This is a genomic window from Sulfitobacter sp. THAF37, assembly GCF_009363555.1.
GTDB lineage: Bacteria > Pseudomonadota > Alphaproteobacteria > Rhodobacterales > Rhodobacteraceae > Sulfitobacter.
Genome location: NZ_CP045378.1, coordinates 1 through 16,296, shown reverse-complemented (window position 1 = coordinate 16,296; position 16,296 = coordinate 1). Strand labels below are relative to the sequence as shown.

13 protein-coding genes and 1 pseudogene are annotated in these 16,296 nt (G+C 59.0%); 2 read left to right on the top strand and 12 right to left on the bottom strand.

Annotation, left to right across the window (positions count from 1 at the left end; all coding sequences use genetic code 11):
• Positions 1-177: 177 nt before the first annotated feature.
• The 6 genes from FIU94_RS20395 to FIU94_RS20365 all read right to left on the bottom strand — a co-directional run bounded on the left by FIU94_RS20395 (position 178) and on the right by FIU94_RS20365 (position 6,380).
• Entirely contained in the window at positions 178-516 is a 339-nt protein-coding gene (locus tag FIU94_RS20395; protein ID WP_027238662.1) for a DUF736 family protein, read from the bottom strand.
• A 704-nt stretch (positions 517-1,220) separates the two neighbouring features.
• Complete coding sequence (locus tag FIU94_RS20385; protein ID WP_152467647.1) at positions 1,221-3,104, bottom strand: UvrD-helicase domain-containing protein; 1,884 nt, start codon at positions 3,102-3,104, stop codon at positions 1,221-1,223.
• 2 nt (positions 3,105-3,106) lie between these two features.
• A complete protein-coding gene (locus FIU94_RS20380) occupies positions 3,107-5,074 on the bottom strand; it encodes an ATP-dependent endonuclease (RefSeq protein WP_152467646.1) in 1,968 nt (655 codons plus the stop codon).
• A gap of 85 nt (positions 5,075-5,159) precedes the next feature.
• On the bottom strand, positions 5,160-5,708 hold the full coding sequence (locus tag FIU94_RS20375; protein WP_152467645.1) for a GNAT family N-acetyltransferase: 549 nt from the start codon (positions 5,706-5,708) through the stop codon (positions 5,160-5,162).
• Positions 5,698-6,012, bottom strand: coding sequence for a DUF1778 domain-containing protein (locus tag FIU94_RS20370; protein ID WP_152467644.1), 315 nt, complete (start codon positions 6,010-6,012; stop codon positions 5,698-5,700). The genes FIU94_RS20375 and FIU94_RS20370 overlap by 11 nt, the downstream gene beginning before the upstream one ends.
• Before the next feature lie 152 nt (positions 6,013-6,164).
• The gene (locus tag FIU94_RS20365) at positions 6,165-6,380 is read right to left on the bottom strand and encodes a hypothetical protein (protein WP_152467643.1); all 216 of its coding nucleotides are present in this window, start codon (positions 6,378-6,380) and stop codon (positions 6,165-6,167) included.
• Between the two features lie 1,029 nt (positions 6,381-7,409).
• Between FIU94_RS20365 and FIU94_RS20360 the strand changes: the two genes are divergently transcribed.
• Entirely contained in the window at positions 7,410-8,351 is a 942-nt protein-coding gene (locus FIU94_RS20360; protein WP_152467642.1) for an XRE family transcriptional regulator, read from the top strand.
• 37 nt (positions 8,352-8,388) lie between these two features.
• Here the strand turns inward: FIU94_RS20360 and FIU94_RS20355 are convergent, their stop codons facing one another.
• Together FIU94_RS20355 and FIU94_RS20350 are read right to left on the bottom strand one after the other, a co-directional pair.
• Complete coding sequence (locus tag FIU94_RS20355; protein ID WP_152467641.1) at positions 8,389-8,988, bottom strand: SMC-Scp complex subunit ScpB; 600 nt, start codon at positions 8,986-8,988, stop codon at positions 8,389-8,391.
• A gap of 2 nt (positions 8,989-8,990) precedes the next feature.
• Positions 8,991-9,875, bottom strand: coding sequence for a DUF1403 family protein (locus tag FIU94_RS20350; RefSeq protein ID WP_152467640.1), 885 nt, complete (start codon positions 9,873-9,875; stop codon positions 8,991-8,993).
• A gap of 156 nt (positions 9,876-10,031) precedes the next feature.
• Here FIU94_RS20350 and FIU94_RS20345 point away from each other — a divergent pair, with 156 nt between their 5' ends.
• Positions 10,032-11,129 carry a tyrosine-type recombinase/integrase gene (locus FIU94_RS20345; protein WP_084353840.1) on the top strand — a complete coding sequence of 366 codons (1,098 nt, stop codon included), beginning with the start codon at positions 10,032-10,034 and terminating at the stop codon, positions 11,127-11,129.
• Between the two features lie 97 nt (positions 11,130-11,226).
• Here FIU94_RS20345 and FIU94_RS20340 read toward each other — a convergent pair.
• From FIU94_RS20340 to repA, 4 genes and pseudogenes are all read right to left on the bottom strand, one after another.
• Positions 11,227-12,585 (bottom strand): annotated as a pseudogene (locus FIU94_RS20340) (ParB/RepB/Spo0J family partition protein); the annotation flags it as partial.
• Positions 12,586-12,764: 179 nt separating this feature from the next.
• Positions 12,765-13,976, bottom strand: a complete 1,212-nt coding sequence (gene repC, locus FIU94_RS20335; RefSeq protein ID WP_037954835.1) for a plasmid replication protein RepC — start codon at positions 13,974-13,976, stop codon at positions 12,765-12,767.
• 213 nt (positions 13,977-14,189) lie between these two features.
• Positions 14,190-15,119: a plasmid partitioning protein RepB gene (gene repB, locus FIU94_RS20330; protein ID WP_100161449.1), complete on the bottom strand. Its 930-nt coding sequence runs from the start codon at positions 15,117-15,119 to the stop codon at positions 14,190-14,192.
• Positions 15,103-16,296, bottom strand: coding sequence for a plasmid partitioning protein RepA (gene repA, locus FIU94_RS20325; protein WP_009827042.1), 1,194 nt, complete (start codon positions 16,294-16,296; stop codon positions 15,103-15,105). The genes repB and repA overlap by 17 nt, the downstream gene beginning before the upstream one ends.

The following is a 16,296-nucleotide window of genomic DNA, read 5'->3' as shown; positions in this document are numbered from 1 at the left end:
GCTGTCACAGAACAAAAAGATCGGAGCCGTATCAGCAACCGATCCTGCCTGACGACCCGGCTCTGCCTCCGCGTCCGAAATATGCCGCGTTCTTTCGGACACCGATAGTGCGCCCGCCCAGAGCGAGTTCCCTGGAACGAGAAAGAGCCAGACCGCCGGAGCGGTCTGGCTGATGGCTTAGGCTGCGTCTTTGGGACCCCAGGGGATGACGGCCTGCAGGGACAGATCGTCCTGGTTCGCGGCCTTGCCGAGGTTGGCGTTGAAGCCGTGGTCGCGGATGGTCAGCGTGTAGTAGTCGGCGCCGGTCTCCTTGTTCTGCTTCTTCCAGATGCCGCCGCACTCGACCAGCTTGCCGCGCGGGGAGCGGCCGAGGACGCGGTGCGTGGGGGCCATAGGGTTGGCGCTTGCGACAGGTTCGACCGTGATGTCGAGGTCGAAGGTCAGGGTCGAGATGGAGCCGGTGCCCTTGGCGGTTTCGATGTCGGCGCTTGTGAATTTGATGCAGTTCGTGGTCATTGCTCTTCTCCTTGTTTGCGTTGCAACGATGGTCACCTTGCAGCTGGCCAAGGCCCGGCCACACCGAAGGCGAAGCGCAGCGGAGAGGGGCAGGCACCGGTCTTTTTGGTGCGCGCGGAATGACCCGCAGGGTCAGGGGAAAAAGATCGGTGACAACCTTTGTGGACGGGACGACAGCTGCGACCAGCATCTCATGCAACACAGACACCCGGAGAAGTGCGGTGGCCGCGAAGGAAACTGGGTGAACAGCCGAGCGAGATGCACGGGCGCGCGCCTTACTTACCCTTTTGCCCCGATCCGAACCCGGACGAGACAGCGCTTTGCCTGACCGTGTCTCATGTGCTGCGACGGCTGGTTCCCGTGGCAACGCGATGTGCGTTGTCTGGAGGAGCAGCAGGGAGACCGTCGAAGCCTCGATACCGTGCTCGGCTCACCCGGATTTCTAACGGACCCTCTACGGCACCCCGATAACTTGCGATCCGCGCATCACGACCATCAACGGCCTGATACCAGCCGCGGCCAATTCAATCTGGCGGTCGTCGAACACAGCTAGCGACCCATGATGACGGGGCGACATAGCATGTCCGGCAAAGCGACGAACAACACTGGCCGAGATGCGAAGTACGAGATCACCGATGGCAGACTGACAGCGGCCAGCGCTGGCATCAAAGGCACGCCGCATACTTGAAAAACCTCTTCGCCCATCATATCGCGATCTCTGCCACTCCGGCTGCCGTGAGGAGTTGGTAGAGCTCAGCGACGTTGTTTCGTTGGCCGCGTTGTTGGCAAAAAGCGAATATAGCGCGCTGCTTCGCACGGGAGAGGGCGACAAAAAAAGCGGCAACGCCTTCGGGGTCGCCGGGGGTATGGGCCCACCAGGCTCGGTCGTCGAGGCCCAAGAAAACTATCGTGTCGAATTCGAGCCCCTTGCTCTTGTGGACAGTCATCATCGGGATCTGATTGACCCCCTCAAACGCGTCCAAGCATGCAGTCCAATTCGGCGCGCCGTCGACAGATGCCAAAAAATGAATGCAAAAAGCTTCAAGTATGATCTTGAGCAGATCGCCAACGCCATACTCGGGATACGCGCGAGAGATCGCATCGAGGTCCAAGTAGTCGAATATCCGTCTGATGAAGTCGAGAGCGCTTTGCTTCGACGGAGCAGTTGCCGCCATGTCGGTGCGCAAAGTAGCGAGAAATGCGGTGAGTTCAGCCTCGACTCTGGTTGCGCGTGCGTCTTCATGGTTTCCAACGGCGCGTAGTGCCAAAACAGATGTCGCGACCTGCTGCCAAGCAGCCGGTGCACGGCGGGTCGTGCCAAGCCGAAGGACAGCGATCGCCAGGCGGGACAACTCGTCGGAAAGCAAATCCTGAAGAGAGGTTTTCCCAAGTGCATGGCTCTCGTTGCGGATTTGCAGACCATGAGCCGCAAAAGCTCCCGCGACTTCTTGCTCGTATTCATCGGATTTCTGCTTCACGAGGAGTGCGTAGTCGCGCGGCGCGCGGCCGCGTGAGACCATATCGTTGGCGATCCATTGAGCCAGGTGAGCAGCTTCCGCCTCCTTGGTCTCGCTTGTCCAAACCTGGGCCACGTCGCCATCGACTTGGCATACAGTTTGAGCGACCGTTGGTGCGGCATCCGGATCCAGCGCGCGCGCGACAACGTGCTGGATAGCGACCAAGTCGGGCGAGGAACGGAAGTTGAAGAGGAGGGGAAAGCGTGCGCCTCCGAAATCGGTCTGCAACCGCTGAAAAGCGTCATGGCGTGCGCCAGCGAAGACCATGATCCGCTGCTTGTCGTCACCGACGCCGGTGACGACAGTCTGTCCACCATGGAAGGCAGACAACAGAAAGTCGTATTGCGCGTAGGTGGTGTCTTGGAATTCATCGACAAACACGAAGGGATATGTGGCGACAAGCGCCCGACGGATGTGGGGATTGGCACGGAGCAGCAGCTCCGCGAGCCGATTGATGCCAACGAATGTGAGCGAAGAGGTTTGCCCAGGCCGTAATTGCGCTGCCCACCAGCGGGCGACGGCGAATTCAGCGGCATTTTTAGGCGCGATGGGCCCCATTGGCAGGCGATAACTACCGACGACCTTGGGTTCAAAGTTGCTTGGGCCATAGCCAGCGATTTCCGAATGCCATTCTGGCGGTGCATGGAGTCGGGCGGCGGTGAGGAACCCCTCAATCGCCTTGTGCTTTGGAAAGGCGACTTCATAAGGCCGGGTCGGGCGCCAGTCCGCCGGGATAGCGTTTAGAAAGCGATCCACCAGACTCTTGGTGAAAGCATCAAAAGTGACCGACACGAACCGGTTGGCAAACTCTGGAGGGCACCTTTGGCGGACACGCGCCGCGAGATTGTTAGCCGCATCGGTTTTGAAGGAAATCGCCAGCACGCGATGCGGTGCGCGGCAGAGGCCCGTCTCAAGCAGATAGTCGGCGCGTTGTGCCAGAAATTCGGTCTTGCCAGCGCCAGGACCAGCGACGACGCAAGCCGAGCCTTCGTGACGCAAGGCATTCCATGCCTCTGGTTCGAGATCATCAATGCCACTGGGGCGCCAGTCTTCTGGTCGAATAAGGCGCATGTTCAGGCTGCGGGGGGAGGTGGCGGGGCAAGCCGAGCTGCAATCGAGGTAAGGAGCGCGCGCAACTCTTCAGGAGCGGCGGCCGCGAGAGCAGCTGGATCTTGTCCACTCAGAACCCGAACGTGGGTGCTCGGCTTGCCGCGGCCCAAGAACAAGTAGCGATACCAGCGCATCAAGACATCCTGGTCGGTAGCATAGAGATTAGGCAAACCGTCGTCGCCGAGCACCGCCGTGCGAGGCTCACCTGCAGGCGAAGGCCCATTGCGACCTGACTCAACTATTTGGTAGGCGAGCGGTAGGGCCTTCAGCATCGAATAATCGAGGTCGAGGGGCGTGCAGAAGAAGACGTTGAATTGGCGCAGCCAATTCATCCAGTTATTGATATTCTCAGTGTCCTCGACCGCCCACGCATCGAAAGCCGCGAGATTGGCATCTGGTCCCTTTGGGTCAAGATGCTTTCCAAAAATGTCCTGCGGTGCGACGTTATTTGCGAGCAACTGAGTACATGCAGTCTTGATACGTCCCCACCCACCACCAGCTCGGCCCCAATCAAGATCCAGCAGCGTCGCGTATGGAATGTCGAGGTCGGTCAGCAGTCGCCAGAGATGGTTCACATGGCGCCCGCCCAATGGAACAACCGAGACGAAGGAACGATCAATGTCGAGACCCATTGCATCGGCGAGGCGCGGGAGAACGACTTCTTCGGATGCTCCTTCCCCAAGCACGACGAAGCGCGCAAAATAAAGTTCGGGGTAGGTCCTGACCGCTTCACGAATGAACTTCGACGCCTCTTCCTCGCCAGTCGGCAGCTTAATCGGACGGATGTGAGCCGTGCGATCAAGAGGATCAAGGCGAAAATGTCGAACCTCGGTAGGGTCGACGCGGGCAAGGATGCTCGGAGAATGACTGGATACCACGGCCTGCGCCTGTGTCGATTTCGTCAGGTCTTTTACCTGACGAACGATGCGGGAGAGATAGAAGGGAGCAAGATTGTTTTCAGGCTCTTCAATCGCGATGAAGGTGAGCGCCGGCAGGGGAACGCCGCCAGCCTGAAACCCGGCGCCCTCAGGAGCTGCGGCGATACCGGCTTCCACATCCAGAGCCGCAGCGGTCATAGCAAGGTGAAAGAGTGACCTTTGTCCGTCGCTCAAGTCATCAAGAGCTCGCTCCCGTCCGGCCTCGTCCGGGCGGAAGACCACTTCAACCTTACGGATGAATTGCTCAAAGCGGAGATCAAGCGGGCGGAAGACCGGCGTAGTATCAGTTCCCGCAGTGTGCACTTCTTGCCACCGCCGAGTCACCGCGGCGGCAATGACATCAACGGCCGACTCTACCCCAAATGCGCCGTTCAAGGTTGCGCCGGTGTTCGTGAATGCGTCGCGTACGCCTTGCGACCAGTTAATAGCACGCCACAACCTTCCCCGCAAAAATGCCGTCACCTGCGATGCGCCGTCTCGCGTCGCCGGCACGTAAAGCATTTGGATCCGCGCCCTGTCGGTTGCCTTCAGATCAATGCAGTCAGCGTCAGTGAACGCGCCGAAAGTCCTGATCGCCCAATATTTCTGTTCAACTGCACCATCGAGCGTACCATCATCGGTCCATGTCGCTTCAAGTCGAAGGCGGCATTTTAACTTTCCGGCTTCATCAGCGGCCATCTGGTGAAAGAATTCCGGAATTGCCACGCCATCGCCGCCGTCAGCATCTAGCTCTGGGAAGGCAATAATTGCCTCGAGAACGAGGTTCCTCTGAGCCGGCACGACCAATTCGGAGGTAGGGATGTGAAAATCCTCACGCCGCAGTCGTCTTTGATCGTTCGTCACTCCAAAGAGGCGCTGCAAGGCCTGCATCATGGCAGTCTTTCCTGCGCCATTGATGCCGACAAAAGCAGTGAGACCAGGGCCCAGATCAACGCTTGTCTCAACTGGTCCGTAGCAACGAAAATTCGTTAGAGTCAGTCTTTCAATAAACACGTAGTTTAATCCTTCCCCTACGAGATTCCTTATCGCCGTTCCGATATGACTGCGAAATAAGATCGTGGCTTCATGACGTGAACTTTTAGCCCGACAATGTCCGCACGGTTTGTATCGGCATGAAAAGGCGCAAAGGCTGATCTGGCAAAGGAATAAACCCGAAGGACTCGTAGTATGCTTTTCGGCGTGCCACCGTTCCGGGGTTTCCGCAGTCGAACACATCGAGAAGGACAGCACAGGTCCCTATCTCGTCCGAGACGCGCCCAATTCGGCTGAGCGCATCAGCAAGCAGCGCGCTGCCCAAGCCCTTCCCCTGCATCGTTTGATCGACGCCTATCATAGAAATGAATGCGGCTGGCAGCATGCCATGCCTTGGCGCCTTCTTTGCCAATTCTTCCGGCATGTCTTCCGCGACGACGGCGTGCATGTTGATTCCGTAGAACCCAAGGGTGCTTCGATCTTCGTCGAGCACGACCCAGATCCGGACGACATCAGCCTTCGACCCCTTCTTTGCCGTCAGCTTCAAGTAATTGTCGATTTGAGGAACACCACAGGAAAAAGCCGTTCGATCCTGGCTCTTGGCATCGAACGGCTCGATTGTGAACTTCGTGTCTAAGGCGGCGTCAGTCGGCATTCGCGATCAGTGTCTCGCGCAATGCAAAAGCCTGCTTCAGCCGATTATTCGGCTTCGGAGGGTTCTCAAGAGCGCCAAAGAACGCGGCACGATCCGCCTCGCTCTCCAACGCCGTCAACTTGTGAGCTTCAATCGTCGTTTGCGCGGCCTTGTATGCAGCGCTCACAACAAAGGAACTCACCTCAACACCGCTTAAGGTTGCTGCGCGACTGATCGCATCCTTCACCGAAGGCTGTGTACGCGCTTCCAGCCGAGCGCTCTTGGGCTCGTCGACAGCGAAAGTGCTATCCTCAAACGCCAACATGGTTGCCTCCTTGATCCGAAACGACGTCAAGCGGTAAGACACCGCTCACATGCAGCTATGTACGGCATATCGTCGTACATGTCAAGTGTACGGCGAATTTCCGTACGCCAAGACAAGGCCTGGCTAACACGTTCGCTGGGCGAGAGGCAAACTCACTTTTCTCGAACGGTCGTAGCCGGATTCGCTTTGCCATGCTTTGCCGTCACGAAGCGCCCGGAAATTGCGCTCCGGTAGCTGCCGCCGGTAGAACCGCTCTTGCCGGGCGCTTCTTTTACCGTGGTGCGCGGATGTGACTTCCCATAAGCCTTTGTCACGTACTGCCCCGATTTCGCGCTGCGATAGCTCCCGCCGTTGCCTTTGCCTGCCATCTGAATTCTCCTTCTCAAGTCTGCCGTGTTATTGGGTCCCTCCGAGGCGGAGGGCTGGTTGGGTTCCAAACAAACCGAAGAACCTCCACTGGAGGCCTGCGGGTCTTCATTGCAAAATCCAGTAGCTCAGAACCGGAGGTGTTCTTCTGGTCAGATGACCGACAGCACTGGGCGTATTTCCCGAATGGATGTTCACATCCGCAAAACTCTTCGTCGCCGAGTTCGAGCAGTCTCTCAGCTGCAATCGGCACAGATTGCCGGCCGGGCCATTTTCCGTATTTCTCGAGGTAGAGATGCCGCACGGCCCAGAGGCTATATAGGTCGAGCAGTCCGGTCACCGAACCGCCGGGAAGCCATGTCTTGTCTCGTGGCTCGAATGCGCAAATCGAGCCATCGGGAAAATTCGTATGCCTCGGCCCGATCCAAGTCTTGCTGACAGCCGTGGTCCAAAAGCCCCAGGCTCGAACCGGCTTGCTGGTGGTGTAGGGAAGTTGAATGGCAAATGCGGCTCTTCTACCTAGGCCTTCGATCAGATCGCTCTCAGCGAAGAGCCACATCTGCCATTCTTGAGGAAACGCGAGGAGACCCGGGTACGCGTCCCGGCATTCCCCTATGCCTTCCGCATAGCGAGACCGTAGTCCTGACTGGACGAACGGTGCTCCGGAAGCGGGCGACCGGGATTGTCCGGTCGTCCCTTGCCCTCCGGCGGGCCGTTCCCACGGTCTGGTTGCGGATCGTGTCGATTGGTGCCGTGCATCGGCTTTCTCCTGGCCCGAAGGTTTCAAGACAATCGAGGAGTTGTCGGGCCGGATGACCCCCCGATTGAACACCGTCGGCAGAATGCCGGCGTCGAGGCCTAAGCCGATGGCTTTCAGGTCGTCCTCGATGCTCTTCCTCATTCCTACCGCCCCTTTCCAAAGCCTTCGGACCGAGGCCCGGACACTTGATGTTGTGCGACTCTGTGTTAAAAGCACACTATGGGAGGACTGCGCGCCGTGTCAAGGCGTGCAATTAGCACGGCATTAACTTATGAAAACAGACAAGCAGGCTTTGATCAAAGCGCTGAAGAAAAAGCGCGAATCTGAAGGGCTTAGCATCAGGGCTCTATCTGAGCGCGTCGGTATCAGCTTTTCCTCGCTGGCTCGGATTGAGCGCGGCGAGGGTGAACCGGACAACAATTCAACGATTCGGATTATCGAGTGGCTCGGTCCGGATGCCCAAGATGCTGGTCTAACCTTCGACAGTGTGGCGTTGGTTCACTTCCGCGCAGCGAAGAACGTCCAGTCAAAAACGGTACACTGCCTCTTACAGGCGGCACAACAACTCGTACGAAACAACAGCAACGCTTTCCCTGTCAGCGAGGACTTCGCCGAAACCGACTCTGAGTTGGCCGGGTCAGTCGCATTGTCCAAATCCGAAATGGAAGAAATGGCGAATGGACTGCGGGACGACTTGGAGGTTGCCTTAGATGCGCCACTCGACGCGCTGAACATTCGAATTGATGGCGTGGATGTTTACACCGTCTCCGATGTTCACGGCCTTGGTGCCGAGTGCGCTAAGTTCTTGCTCGGAGCAGGCGGTCGCGAATGGTCAGCCATGAGCGTTCCTCTCGACATTACAGAGGATAGGTGGGCAATCCTGCGGAACGACAGCCACACACCGGAACGTCAGAAAGTTACATATCTTGAAGAGTGTTGGCATATCCTCCTTGGTCACAAGCTAACCCGGATTGCAAAAGTCGCCGACGCGTTCGGTCGGACTTACGATAGTACTGAAGAGCACGATGCGTTCTACCTCGCTTCAGCAACCATGCTCCCGGAGGTCGAGGTGAGATCCCAGGTCACCGCGGGAAAGTCTGCCGCTGAGATTGCGGCATGGTTTGGCACCTCCCCTGAACTTGTCGAGTATCGCATCAAGCGTCTGGGGCTTTGGCGCATCTACAAGAACAAGGGTGTTGAACTAAGCGACTAGAGTTCAGCCAACTCTTCACCCGAAACAGCATCAATCGCTACTTGCTCATGTGGGATAATCCCGCATCCACCAACTGCTCCCGATCGGGAAGATCCCGAAGGCTCTCCAACCCGAAGGCAACAAGGAACTGCTCGGTGGTGACGAAGGTGTAGGGAGCGCCGCGCCGAGGCGACCTTGGCCCGGTCCCGATCAAGTCGCGCGCATGCAGCCGACCGATCAGGTCGCGGCTGATCTCCTTGCCGAAGATATCCTTCAGCCCATCGCGCGTAATCGGCTGGTGATAGGCGATGGCCGCCAAGACCGCGACGTCGACCTCACTCAGGTCCAGCAACTGGTCCCCGACATCCGCCGCGACCCGGATCGCGGGGGCATAGGTAGCACGCGTGCGGAATATCCAACCGCCAGCGACCTGGGCGATCTCGAAGGCCCGCCCTTCCAGATCGGCGGCGAGGTCCTCGACCAGAAGGTCGACCGAAGCCCCCTGCCCCACCACGCGGACCAGGTCCTCGCGCGGGACCGGCGAAGCCGAGGCAAAGAGCACCGCCTCGATCCGGCGCATCCATTCCCGCCAACGCAGCTCCGGCGGCAGGTCGGGTAGCTCGCGGTCCAGGTCTGGTTCAGAGCGATCCTTCACCATCCCTATACCCCGTAGAGCCGGAAAGTATCGCGCCCGGTCAGTTCGCGCACCGCGCCGAGGTCGACCAGCCGGTCGCAGAGCCGCCGCGCGGCGCGATCCGGCAAGGGCAGCACCGAGGGCGCGACTGCATCGCGGGTCAGGAACATCTCGACCGCGTCGCCCGCCCCCTTGGCGCGAAGCTTCGGCGCGACCGCCTTCAGGTGCGCAGCGCGGCGTGCGAGGTCGGCGGCCTGCCGCACGGCCTCGATCGCCGAAGAGATGAGCGCCCGATGACAGGCCAAGCGAAGGTCGACGCCCTGCTTGCGCAGGTCGGCGCGTTTCAGGGCTGCGGCCAGCAGTGGCGCGAGATGATCCCAGCCGAGTGCCTTAGCCAGGGTCGCATCCGCGAGGATCAGCGCAGCTTCGTCAGCACGTGGCGCCTCGCGCAAAACGGCTTCCAGCGCCATCGCGGCCCGGGTCACCGGCGCCCCTTTCCCGGCATCAAGCCACGCGGCAATCTGGCCCGGCTCGAGGGTCGGCAAGGCTCGACCCAGAGCCTTGATCGACACCGGCCGCTCCGCCGCACGCCGCCAGGCGAGGTAGGTTTCGCCCGCCGGTCCGGGCAGATCGCCGGGCCGCAACAGGTGCACCGCATCGCGCAACTCCCCTGCCCGCTCGGACCGTCCTAAGAACGCGACGCAAGCCTCGGCCGCACGCAGCGCGAGCCGGTCCCGCAACAAGGCTTGGGGCACTTCCTGGCATCCCAACACAAGATGCAGGTGGTTGAGCGTCGCGCCCGACAAAAACGCAACATCTTCAAGGGTTTCAGCGCGTGCAGAGGTGACCCAGGCGGGCATCTGGGGTAACGTGTCGAGGTCGCTGGTGTGATCCAGGCGGGCAAATGTCATGCTCAAAGTCTACACTTCCGCGGCGCTTTCTGCCAGAAAATAGCGATCTAACCGCCCCGCCTTACCGTTCTCAATTATGTCCAATAAGTTTGCCTTATCGGACATCAAGAGATATGCTAGGACGCAGTTTAATTTCACCACCGGATTCACTGGAAAATGCCCTCAGAGGACGAGAAGTCGACATCATCAAACTCTGGTGCGTTTTGTATCGCTCAGAACGGCGACAGCGATCAAGAAAAAAGCGACGACATCTCCCTACCCGCCCACGTCGCGGGATCCGGCAGCCTTGATCGCCTGGTCGACGCCGCCCGAGATTATGCGCGCGCCGCAGCTTCTGACAATACGCTGAAAGCCTATGCCAAGGATTGGGCGCATTTCGCGCGGTGGTGTCGGATGAAGGGCGCGGAGCCTCTGCCCCCGTCGCCTGAAATGATCGGGCTTTATCTCGCAGACCTGGCGTCCGGAGCGGGCCCCTCCCCTGCCCTATCGGTCAGTACCATCGAACGTCGCCTCTCCGGCCTTGCCTGGAACTATGCGCAACGCGGCTTTGTCCTCGATCGTAAGAACCGCCACATCGCAACAGTGCTGGCCGGGATCAAACGCAAACACGCCCGTCCGCCGGTGCAGAAGGAAGCGATCCTGGCCGAGGACATCCTCGCGATGGTCGCCACCCTGCCCTACGACCTGCGCGGGCTCAGGGACCGCGCCATCCTGCTCCTCGGGTACGCCGGCGGGCTCCGCCGCTCCGAGATCGTCAGCCTGGATGTCGGAAAGGACGACACGCCCGATTCAGGCGGCTGGATCGAGATCCTCGACGACGGCGCCGTGCTGACGCTCAACGCCAAGACCGGCTGGCGCGAGGTCGAGATCGGTCTGGGATCGTCTAACTCCAGCTGCCCTGTGCATGCGCTCGAGCAGTGGTTGCACTTCGCCAGGATCGACTTCGGGCCGGTCTTTGTCGGCACCACTCGGGGTGGAAAGAAGGCCCTGGAGACAAGGCTGAACGACAAGCATGTCGCGCGGCTGATCAAGCGAACGGTCCTGGACGCCGGCATCCGATCCGAACTGCCCGAAAAGGAACGCCTGGCACTGTTCTCTGGCCATTCTCTGCGCGCAGGTCTCGCCAGTTCGGCCGAGGTGGACGAGCGGTATGTGCAGAAGCACCTTGGCCACGCTTCGGCACAGATGACCCGCCGCTACCAACGCCGCCGCGACCGCTTCCGCGTGAACCTGACGAAAGCCGCTGGATTGTAATCTTGCGAACTGTCATCCTGTCATTAATCCTTGGCCGGTCTGAGCTGATGAAGTCAAGAAGATCTGCATCTTCAGCCTGCTCGGTGTCGGGAACGGGCTCAGGCAAGGGCTTCAACGCACCATCGTCCTCGTCGTCGCGTGCGTTCGCGCCAAGCGCTTGACCAGCAGAAGTGATTTCCGTACCGTGGCCGATACCATCCGCGTAACTCCCCGTTGAAAGCTCAGCGCCCTGCTGTCGGTTCACAGCTGAAGACATCAGCGTATTCCCGAGGCTCATCCTCGGGCCGGACAAAGCCGCGATTAACGACAAGCTCGCCATGCGATAAAGCGTCACAAAAGCCCCTGCCCGCGCGATCTCTTCATCGTCGAAGATCAACGGCCGAGTCTCGAGCTTCTCCATCGCAATTTCCAACTCGCCAAGTCGCGCGTCGACTTCCTCGGGGAATTCATCCTGGCCCTCGTATTCCTCTTCGAGCGCCCGGTATTCGGCAAGAAGCTTGGCATGGGCCGCGCCTTCGTCATCCGTCATCGGTGCCGGGTCTCCGCTCAGCCGCCGCAAACCGTGGCTGTAGCCATAGGGCAGGTCGAGCGAGACCTCGATCCATTTCCAACCTTCGGTCGCAATGGCTTCGGCTTCAGCCTGAAGCTTCTCGCTGACCAGACGATCGAACAGGGCGGGGTCTTCCAGCCAGCCGCCGTCATCGCCCTGGAAGAGGTCGTGCAACATGGTGCCGCCAGCAGACTCATAGGCATCGATGCCGACAAAGACAGCACGACGATCGGATGCCCGCACCGAGGTTTCCGTCAGCATCCGCCGGATCTGATAGGGCTCCTTGTTCCAGGACGAGCGGATCGCCTCCCAGACCTGAACCTGGCGCTCATGATCCGGGTTAACCGTCAAGGCCATCAGCTGCTCCAGCGTCATTTCATCCTCGGCATAAAGCTCGAGCAGGGCAGGGGCCACGACGGCGAGTTTCAAGCGCTGTTTGATCACCTGCGGCCTGACGAAGAAGGCGGTTGCGATCTCTTCGTCGCCCTGACCCTTCTCCTGCAGCGCCACGAAGGCGCGGAACTGATCGAGTGGATGCAGGACAGCGCGCTTCATGTTCTCGGCGAGCGAGTCGTCTTCGGCGAGGATCGTGGACTTCGCATCCCGCACGAAGCAGGGAATGGGCGTCGTCTTGGCCAGGCGCTTCTGCTTCACCAAGAGTGACAGGGCCTGGAAGCGCCTACCGCCAGCGGGTATTTTGAACTTGCCTGTCTCGGACCCATCATCCGCCAGAACGGGCCGGACGCACAGGCTTTGCAGCAACCCGCGGCGGGCGATGTCTTCGGCCAGTTCCTCGACCGAGATGCCGGCCTTGATGCGCCGGACGTTGGACTGGCTCAGCACGAGCTTGTCGAAGGGAATGTCCCGGAACGGGGACTGGGTGACTTTCTGGGCAGGTTTCGCCATCAGATCTCCTCCACGACGGGCGCCGGAAGCCACTCTTCCGATCTCACTTCCCGTCACCCTCAAACCAACAACCCTTTCCCTCTCATATTCTGACGCTCGCGAGGCAGGACTTTAACAGCTGTTAAGTCGACAGTCCCGAGGTGGCGGAAAAGTACGCAGTCTCTCAACCTTAACAGCTGTTAAGCTGCAGATCGTCGCCCAATCAATGCCATGACCATCGGCCCACAGGAGAACTCGCCGGCCGCAGCTTTGGCAGTCAGAGCTCGCAAGTATCCACCAGGCGATCTTATGTCGGCGAAGCGTTCCAGCATCGCAGCAACGACGATCGACGCTTGCTCCGGACCCATGAACCGCTGTGCTTCTTCCCATGCAGACGCACTGATCCCCATGGCTGGCCGCACATGGCCCGCCGCATCGAAAAGCTGATGCCAATGCCGGATCTCACCTTGGTAGAAGGTCTTCAGCGAGGGACATGCCGCTATCACTAGGTGAAGCGGGATCTTTGGCAGATGTCTTGTGTCCTGTTCATCAACGTCAGCCACCGGCTCATTCGTATCCACATCTGGCACACCCGCCGCCGCCCCGCTTTTTTCTAAAGCCGGCTCAAAATCTATAGATTCTTTATTTGAATTATGATGGTGACGCTCAGATTGGGCATCATTGGTGTTCATTTCTTCTGTTTCAGGGCCATCAATGATGTTGCGTGCCTGGTCAAGGAGAGCTTCAAGATCGGCTCGATAGGCCGCGAGGTCCTCAATTGAAAGCTTGCGGCGAAGCGCGCGGGCTGTGAGGGCAGCCTTGTCGCGAAGCTGATCCCAGAAGCCTAGGCCTGGCTGCATCTCGTCTCCGAACTCGGCGAGGGCCGCGAGATCGCGTCGCATGAGGCTTACGACCTCTCTCAGGCGCCTGACGCGCTCCTCAGCCTCACGTACGGCCTCTGCGGCCCGTGCTATCTCCTCGGACTGGCAGTAGAGCGGGGAAAGATCGAAGCCAAAGGCGACGCGGTCTTCGCCGTGCTTGCGGACGTAGCGCTTCCCATTGGGGCTATCGCGCCGCTGGAGCAAGCCAGCCTCGACGAGACGCGCGAGGTGACGACGCATCGTTGAGCACGGCATGCCATTCAGGCGCTCGCAGATCGCCTTGTTCGAGGGGAAGACGACCATCTCGGCGTTCCCGCCAAGCGCATCGTCCGGAAAGAAGCTGAGGAGCCCCTGCAAAACAGTCAGATCACGTTCCGAGACCCCAAAGGCCGCTTGCGCCTTGGAGAGCTCGCGCAGGAGTTCCCACTTGTTAACGGGTCTGGCCGGAACAGATGCCTCGGGTCGCTCGATGACGCGCAAATGAGCGTGCGAAATCGGCCGCATAAACGGCGAAATTGGTGTGTACTCCATGAAAATGTTCACGAAGACAAAAATTCTAGGGCCCGCGAATCGCTTTGCGCTTGCGGGGTAGGGGCCAGAACGCTACATTCAGAAGTGCGAAAACTGAGATTTTGTAGCGGGCTGATCCCGGTGCGAAACCTTACAAAGGTCTCGTGAAGCTAGCTTCTCGGGGCCTTTTTCTTTTTGCCTGTATCGTGCCTCCTTCTTGTTGGTTGCTCTTCCTCAGTCTTCTGAACGCTTCCAGCGCTCATGAAGCTCGGTAATCAGCTTTGGGGCATTGCCCTCCAACCAGCTGATAAAATCAGGTTCATCCGTAGTCAGATCGAGTTTAAGCTGCTTGCCTTGGCGGCTGGTCTTGACCGTCGCAGCTCCGACACCGGGGATCGCCAAAGCAGGCACGCCTTTTCTAGACGGGCTTGCTTTCTTCTCTGCGCTCTTCGCGGCTGCCAGAACTGCGAGAAACGCACGCTCAGAAACCTCATCGACCGAGCCGGAACTTTCGGACTTGGCTGCATGAGCTACGGCTTGCAGTTGGTCTCGATCACCGTCGTAGGCACCCAAAGCCTTTTTGAGCTCTTCCCATCTCGGGCGACCAATCCCGGGAGCCGCACCAATTGCCTGGATGAGTTCCTCGCCGACCGTCCGAACGACACTCAAGAGTTGTGAAACCCCGGCTTCGTGGAGGTTAAGGACTTCGGCGACACCTCGATTGGTGCGCTCAGCCCCTTCCAAATGATCACCGTCCAGAAGTGCCGTCGCAACGAGCGCACGCTCAATAAAGCTCAGATCACGACGCTCTTGGTTCTCGAGAAGCTGATCTCGAAGCGCTTGATCACTCTCAACCTCTGTGACGATGGCTCGAACTTTGATACCGAGTTCGCGACATGCTTCCAAGCGTCTGCGGCCATAGATCAGGTTGTAGCGATCGCCTTCCAGTGGGCGCACCAAGACGGGCACACGCTGACCGTTCTTGGAAATAGAGTTCTTCAGGCCCTCAACTTCAATCTGAAGCCTGTCATCCAACCGTCCTTCGGTAAGGATCTGCGCCGGATCGATCTCAAATACACCGCCACGCAGTCGGCGCCCTTCAAGAGCGTCAGGAGCGTTGCGAAGGGTCTGCAGCGGCAGGCCAAGTTTAGGCTTTCTTGCCATTCCGACCCCATGTGTTCTGGATGATTTCAGCGATCTCATCGTTCACTGCGTTCATGGATTCGATCGCACGATCAAACGTCTGACGCGTGAAGTCCTTTTTGTCAGCTTCGTAGAGCGTTTGCTTGGTCAAGCCGGCATCAGATATTGCGGTCGATTCAACCATGTGATTGGTCAGGACCGACCTCCCAAACAGCCCGCGAATGAAGGCGATGACTTCGGTTTGTGGCGCGTCGCCGACTTTGTATCGCGTTGGCAAGAAGCGCAGCCAATCGAAGCGCAGATTTGCGCCTGCATCCCTGATCACTCCCAGGAGATCCGCAGTCATTCGCAGGAATTGAGACATCGACATGAGGTCAAGCATCTGCGGGTGAACCGTCACGAGGACACCCGAGGACGCAGAAAGTGCTGACATCGTCAAGAAACCAAGCTGCGGCGGGCAGTCGATCACAACAACGTCGTAGTTTGCTTCAACACTATCGAGTGCGTCATGAACTCTCGCGAAGAACGCCTTCGCTCCGCCTCGCTGGATAGCAGCAGGCGTCTCGTGCTCGAACTCCATGAGTTCAAGGTTGCCCGGGATAAGATCAAGGCCGCGGATGTAAGTCTTGCGGATCACTTCGGCGATCGGAACCGGATCGTCGTAGCGAACGGCATCATAGAGGGTTCCGCCCTCCATAAGGTCGAGTTCTGGCTGGATTCCATGAAGAGCCGAAAGAGATGCTTGGGGGTCGAGATCGATCGCAAGAACCCTGTACCCCTTTAGCGCCAAGCGCTGAGCGAGGTGAGCAGACGTCGTCGTTTTGCCGGAGCCGCCCTTGAAGTTCACCACTGATATGACTTGAAGCTCGTCACCGTCGCGACGCCCAGGCACGTAAGTTCCAGACTTTTTTGCATTTCCTTCAAGCGTCTGCCGGATTTCCCAGATATCGTCGAGCGTATAGCGGCGATGACTTCCCGCCGTCGTCTCGACGTCAACGATCTTTCCTTCTCGATGAAGCTTCCGAAGATAGGTATGGTCGACGCCAAGGAGCTCAGCAGCTTCGCCGCTGGTCAAAGTGCGCATCACCTTCTTTGCATCTGGTGGGAAGTGCGCAGCGCGCTGAGCATGCAGGTTCGACGCGAGAAGTTCCGCGTAGTGCCCGATGGCGATATCAAGATCCTGTTCTGCTTCGCTCAT

Excerpts from the sequence above, each read along its gene's own strand:
- FIU94_RS20370 (WP_152467644.1), bottom strand. The coding sequence starts at position 6,012 with ATGTTGGCGTTTGAGGATAGCACTTTCGCTGTCGACGAGCCCAAGAGC.
- FIU94_RS20345 (WP_084353840.1), top strand. The coding sequence starts at position 10,032 with ATGCCCTCAGAGGACGAGAAGTCGACATCATCAAACTCTGGTGCGTTT.
- FIU94_RS20395 (WP_027238662.1), bottom strand. The coding sequence starts at position 516 with ATGACCACGAACTGCATCAAATTCACAAGCGCCGACATCGAAACCGCC.
- FIU94_RS20360 (WP_152467642.1), top strand. The coding sequence starts at position 7,410 with ATGAAAACAGACAAGCAGGCTTTGATCAAAGCGCTGAAGAAAAAGCGC.
- repC (WP_037954835.1), bottom strand. The coding sequence starts at position 13,976 with ATGGAGTACACACCAATTTCGCCGTTTATGCGGCCGATTTCGCACGCT.
- FIU94_RS20350 (WP_152467640.1), bottom strand. The coding sequence starts at position 9,875 with ATGACATTTGCCCGCCTGGATCACACCAGCGACCTCGACACGTTACCC.
- FIU94_RS20385 (WP_152467647.1), bottom strand. The coding sequence starts at position 3,104 with ATGCGCCTTATTCGACCAGAAGACTGGCGCCCCAGTGGCATTGATGAT.
- FIU94_RS20365 (WP_152467643.1), bottom strand. The coding sequence starts at position 6,380 with ATGGCAGGCAAAGGCAACGGCGGGAGCTATCGCAGCGCGAAATCGGGG.
- repA (WP_009827042.1), bottom strand. The coding sequence starts at position 16,296 with ATGAGCGAAGCAGAACAGGATCTTGATATCGCCATCGGGCACTACGCG.
- repB (WP_100161449.1), bottom strand. The coding sequence starts at position 15,119 with ATGGCAAGAAAGCCTAAACTTGGCCTGCCGCTGCAGACCCTTCGCAAC.
- FIU94_RS20375 (WP_152467645.1), bottom strand. The coding sequence starts at position 5,708 with ATGCCGACTGACGCCGCCTTAGACACGAAGTTCACAATCGAGCCGTTC.
- FIU94_RS20355 (WP_152467641.1), bottom strand. The coding sequence starts at position 8,988 with ATGGTGAAGGATCGCTCTGAACCAGACCTGGACCGCGAGCTACCCGAC.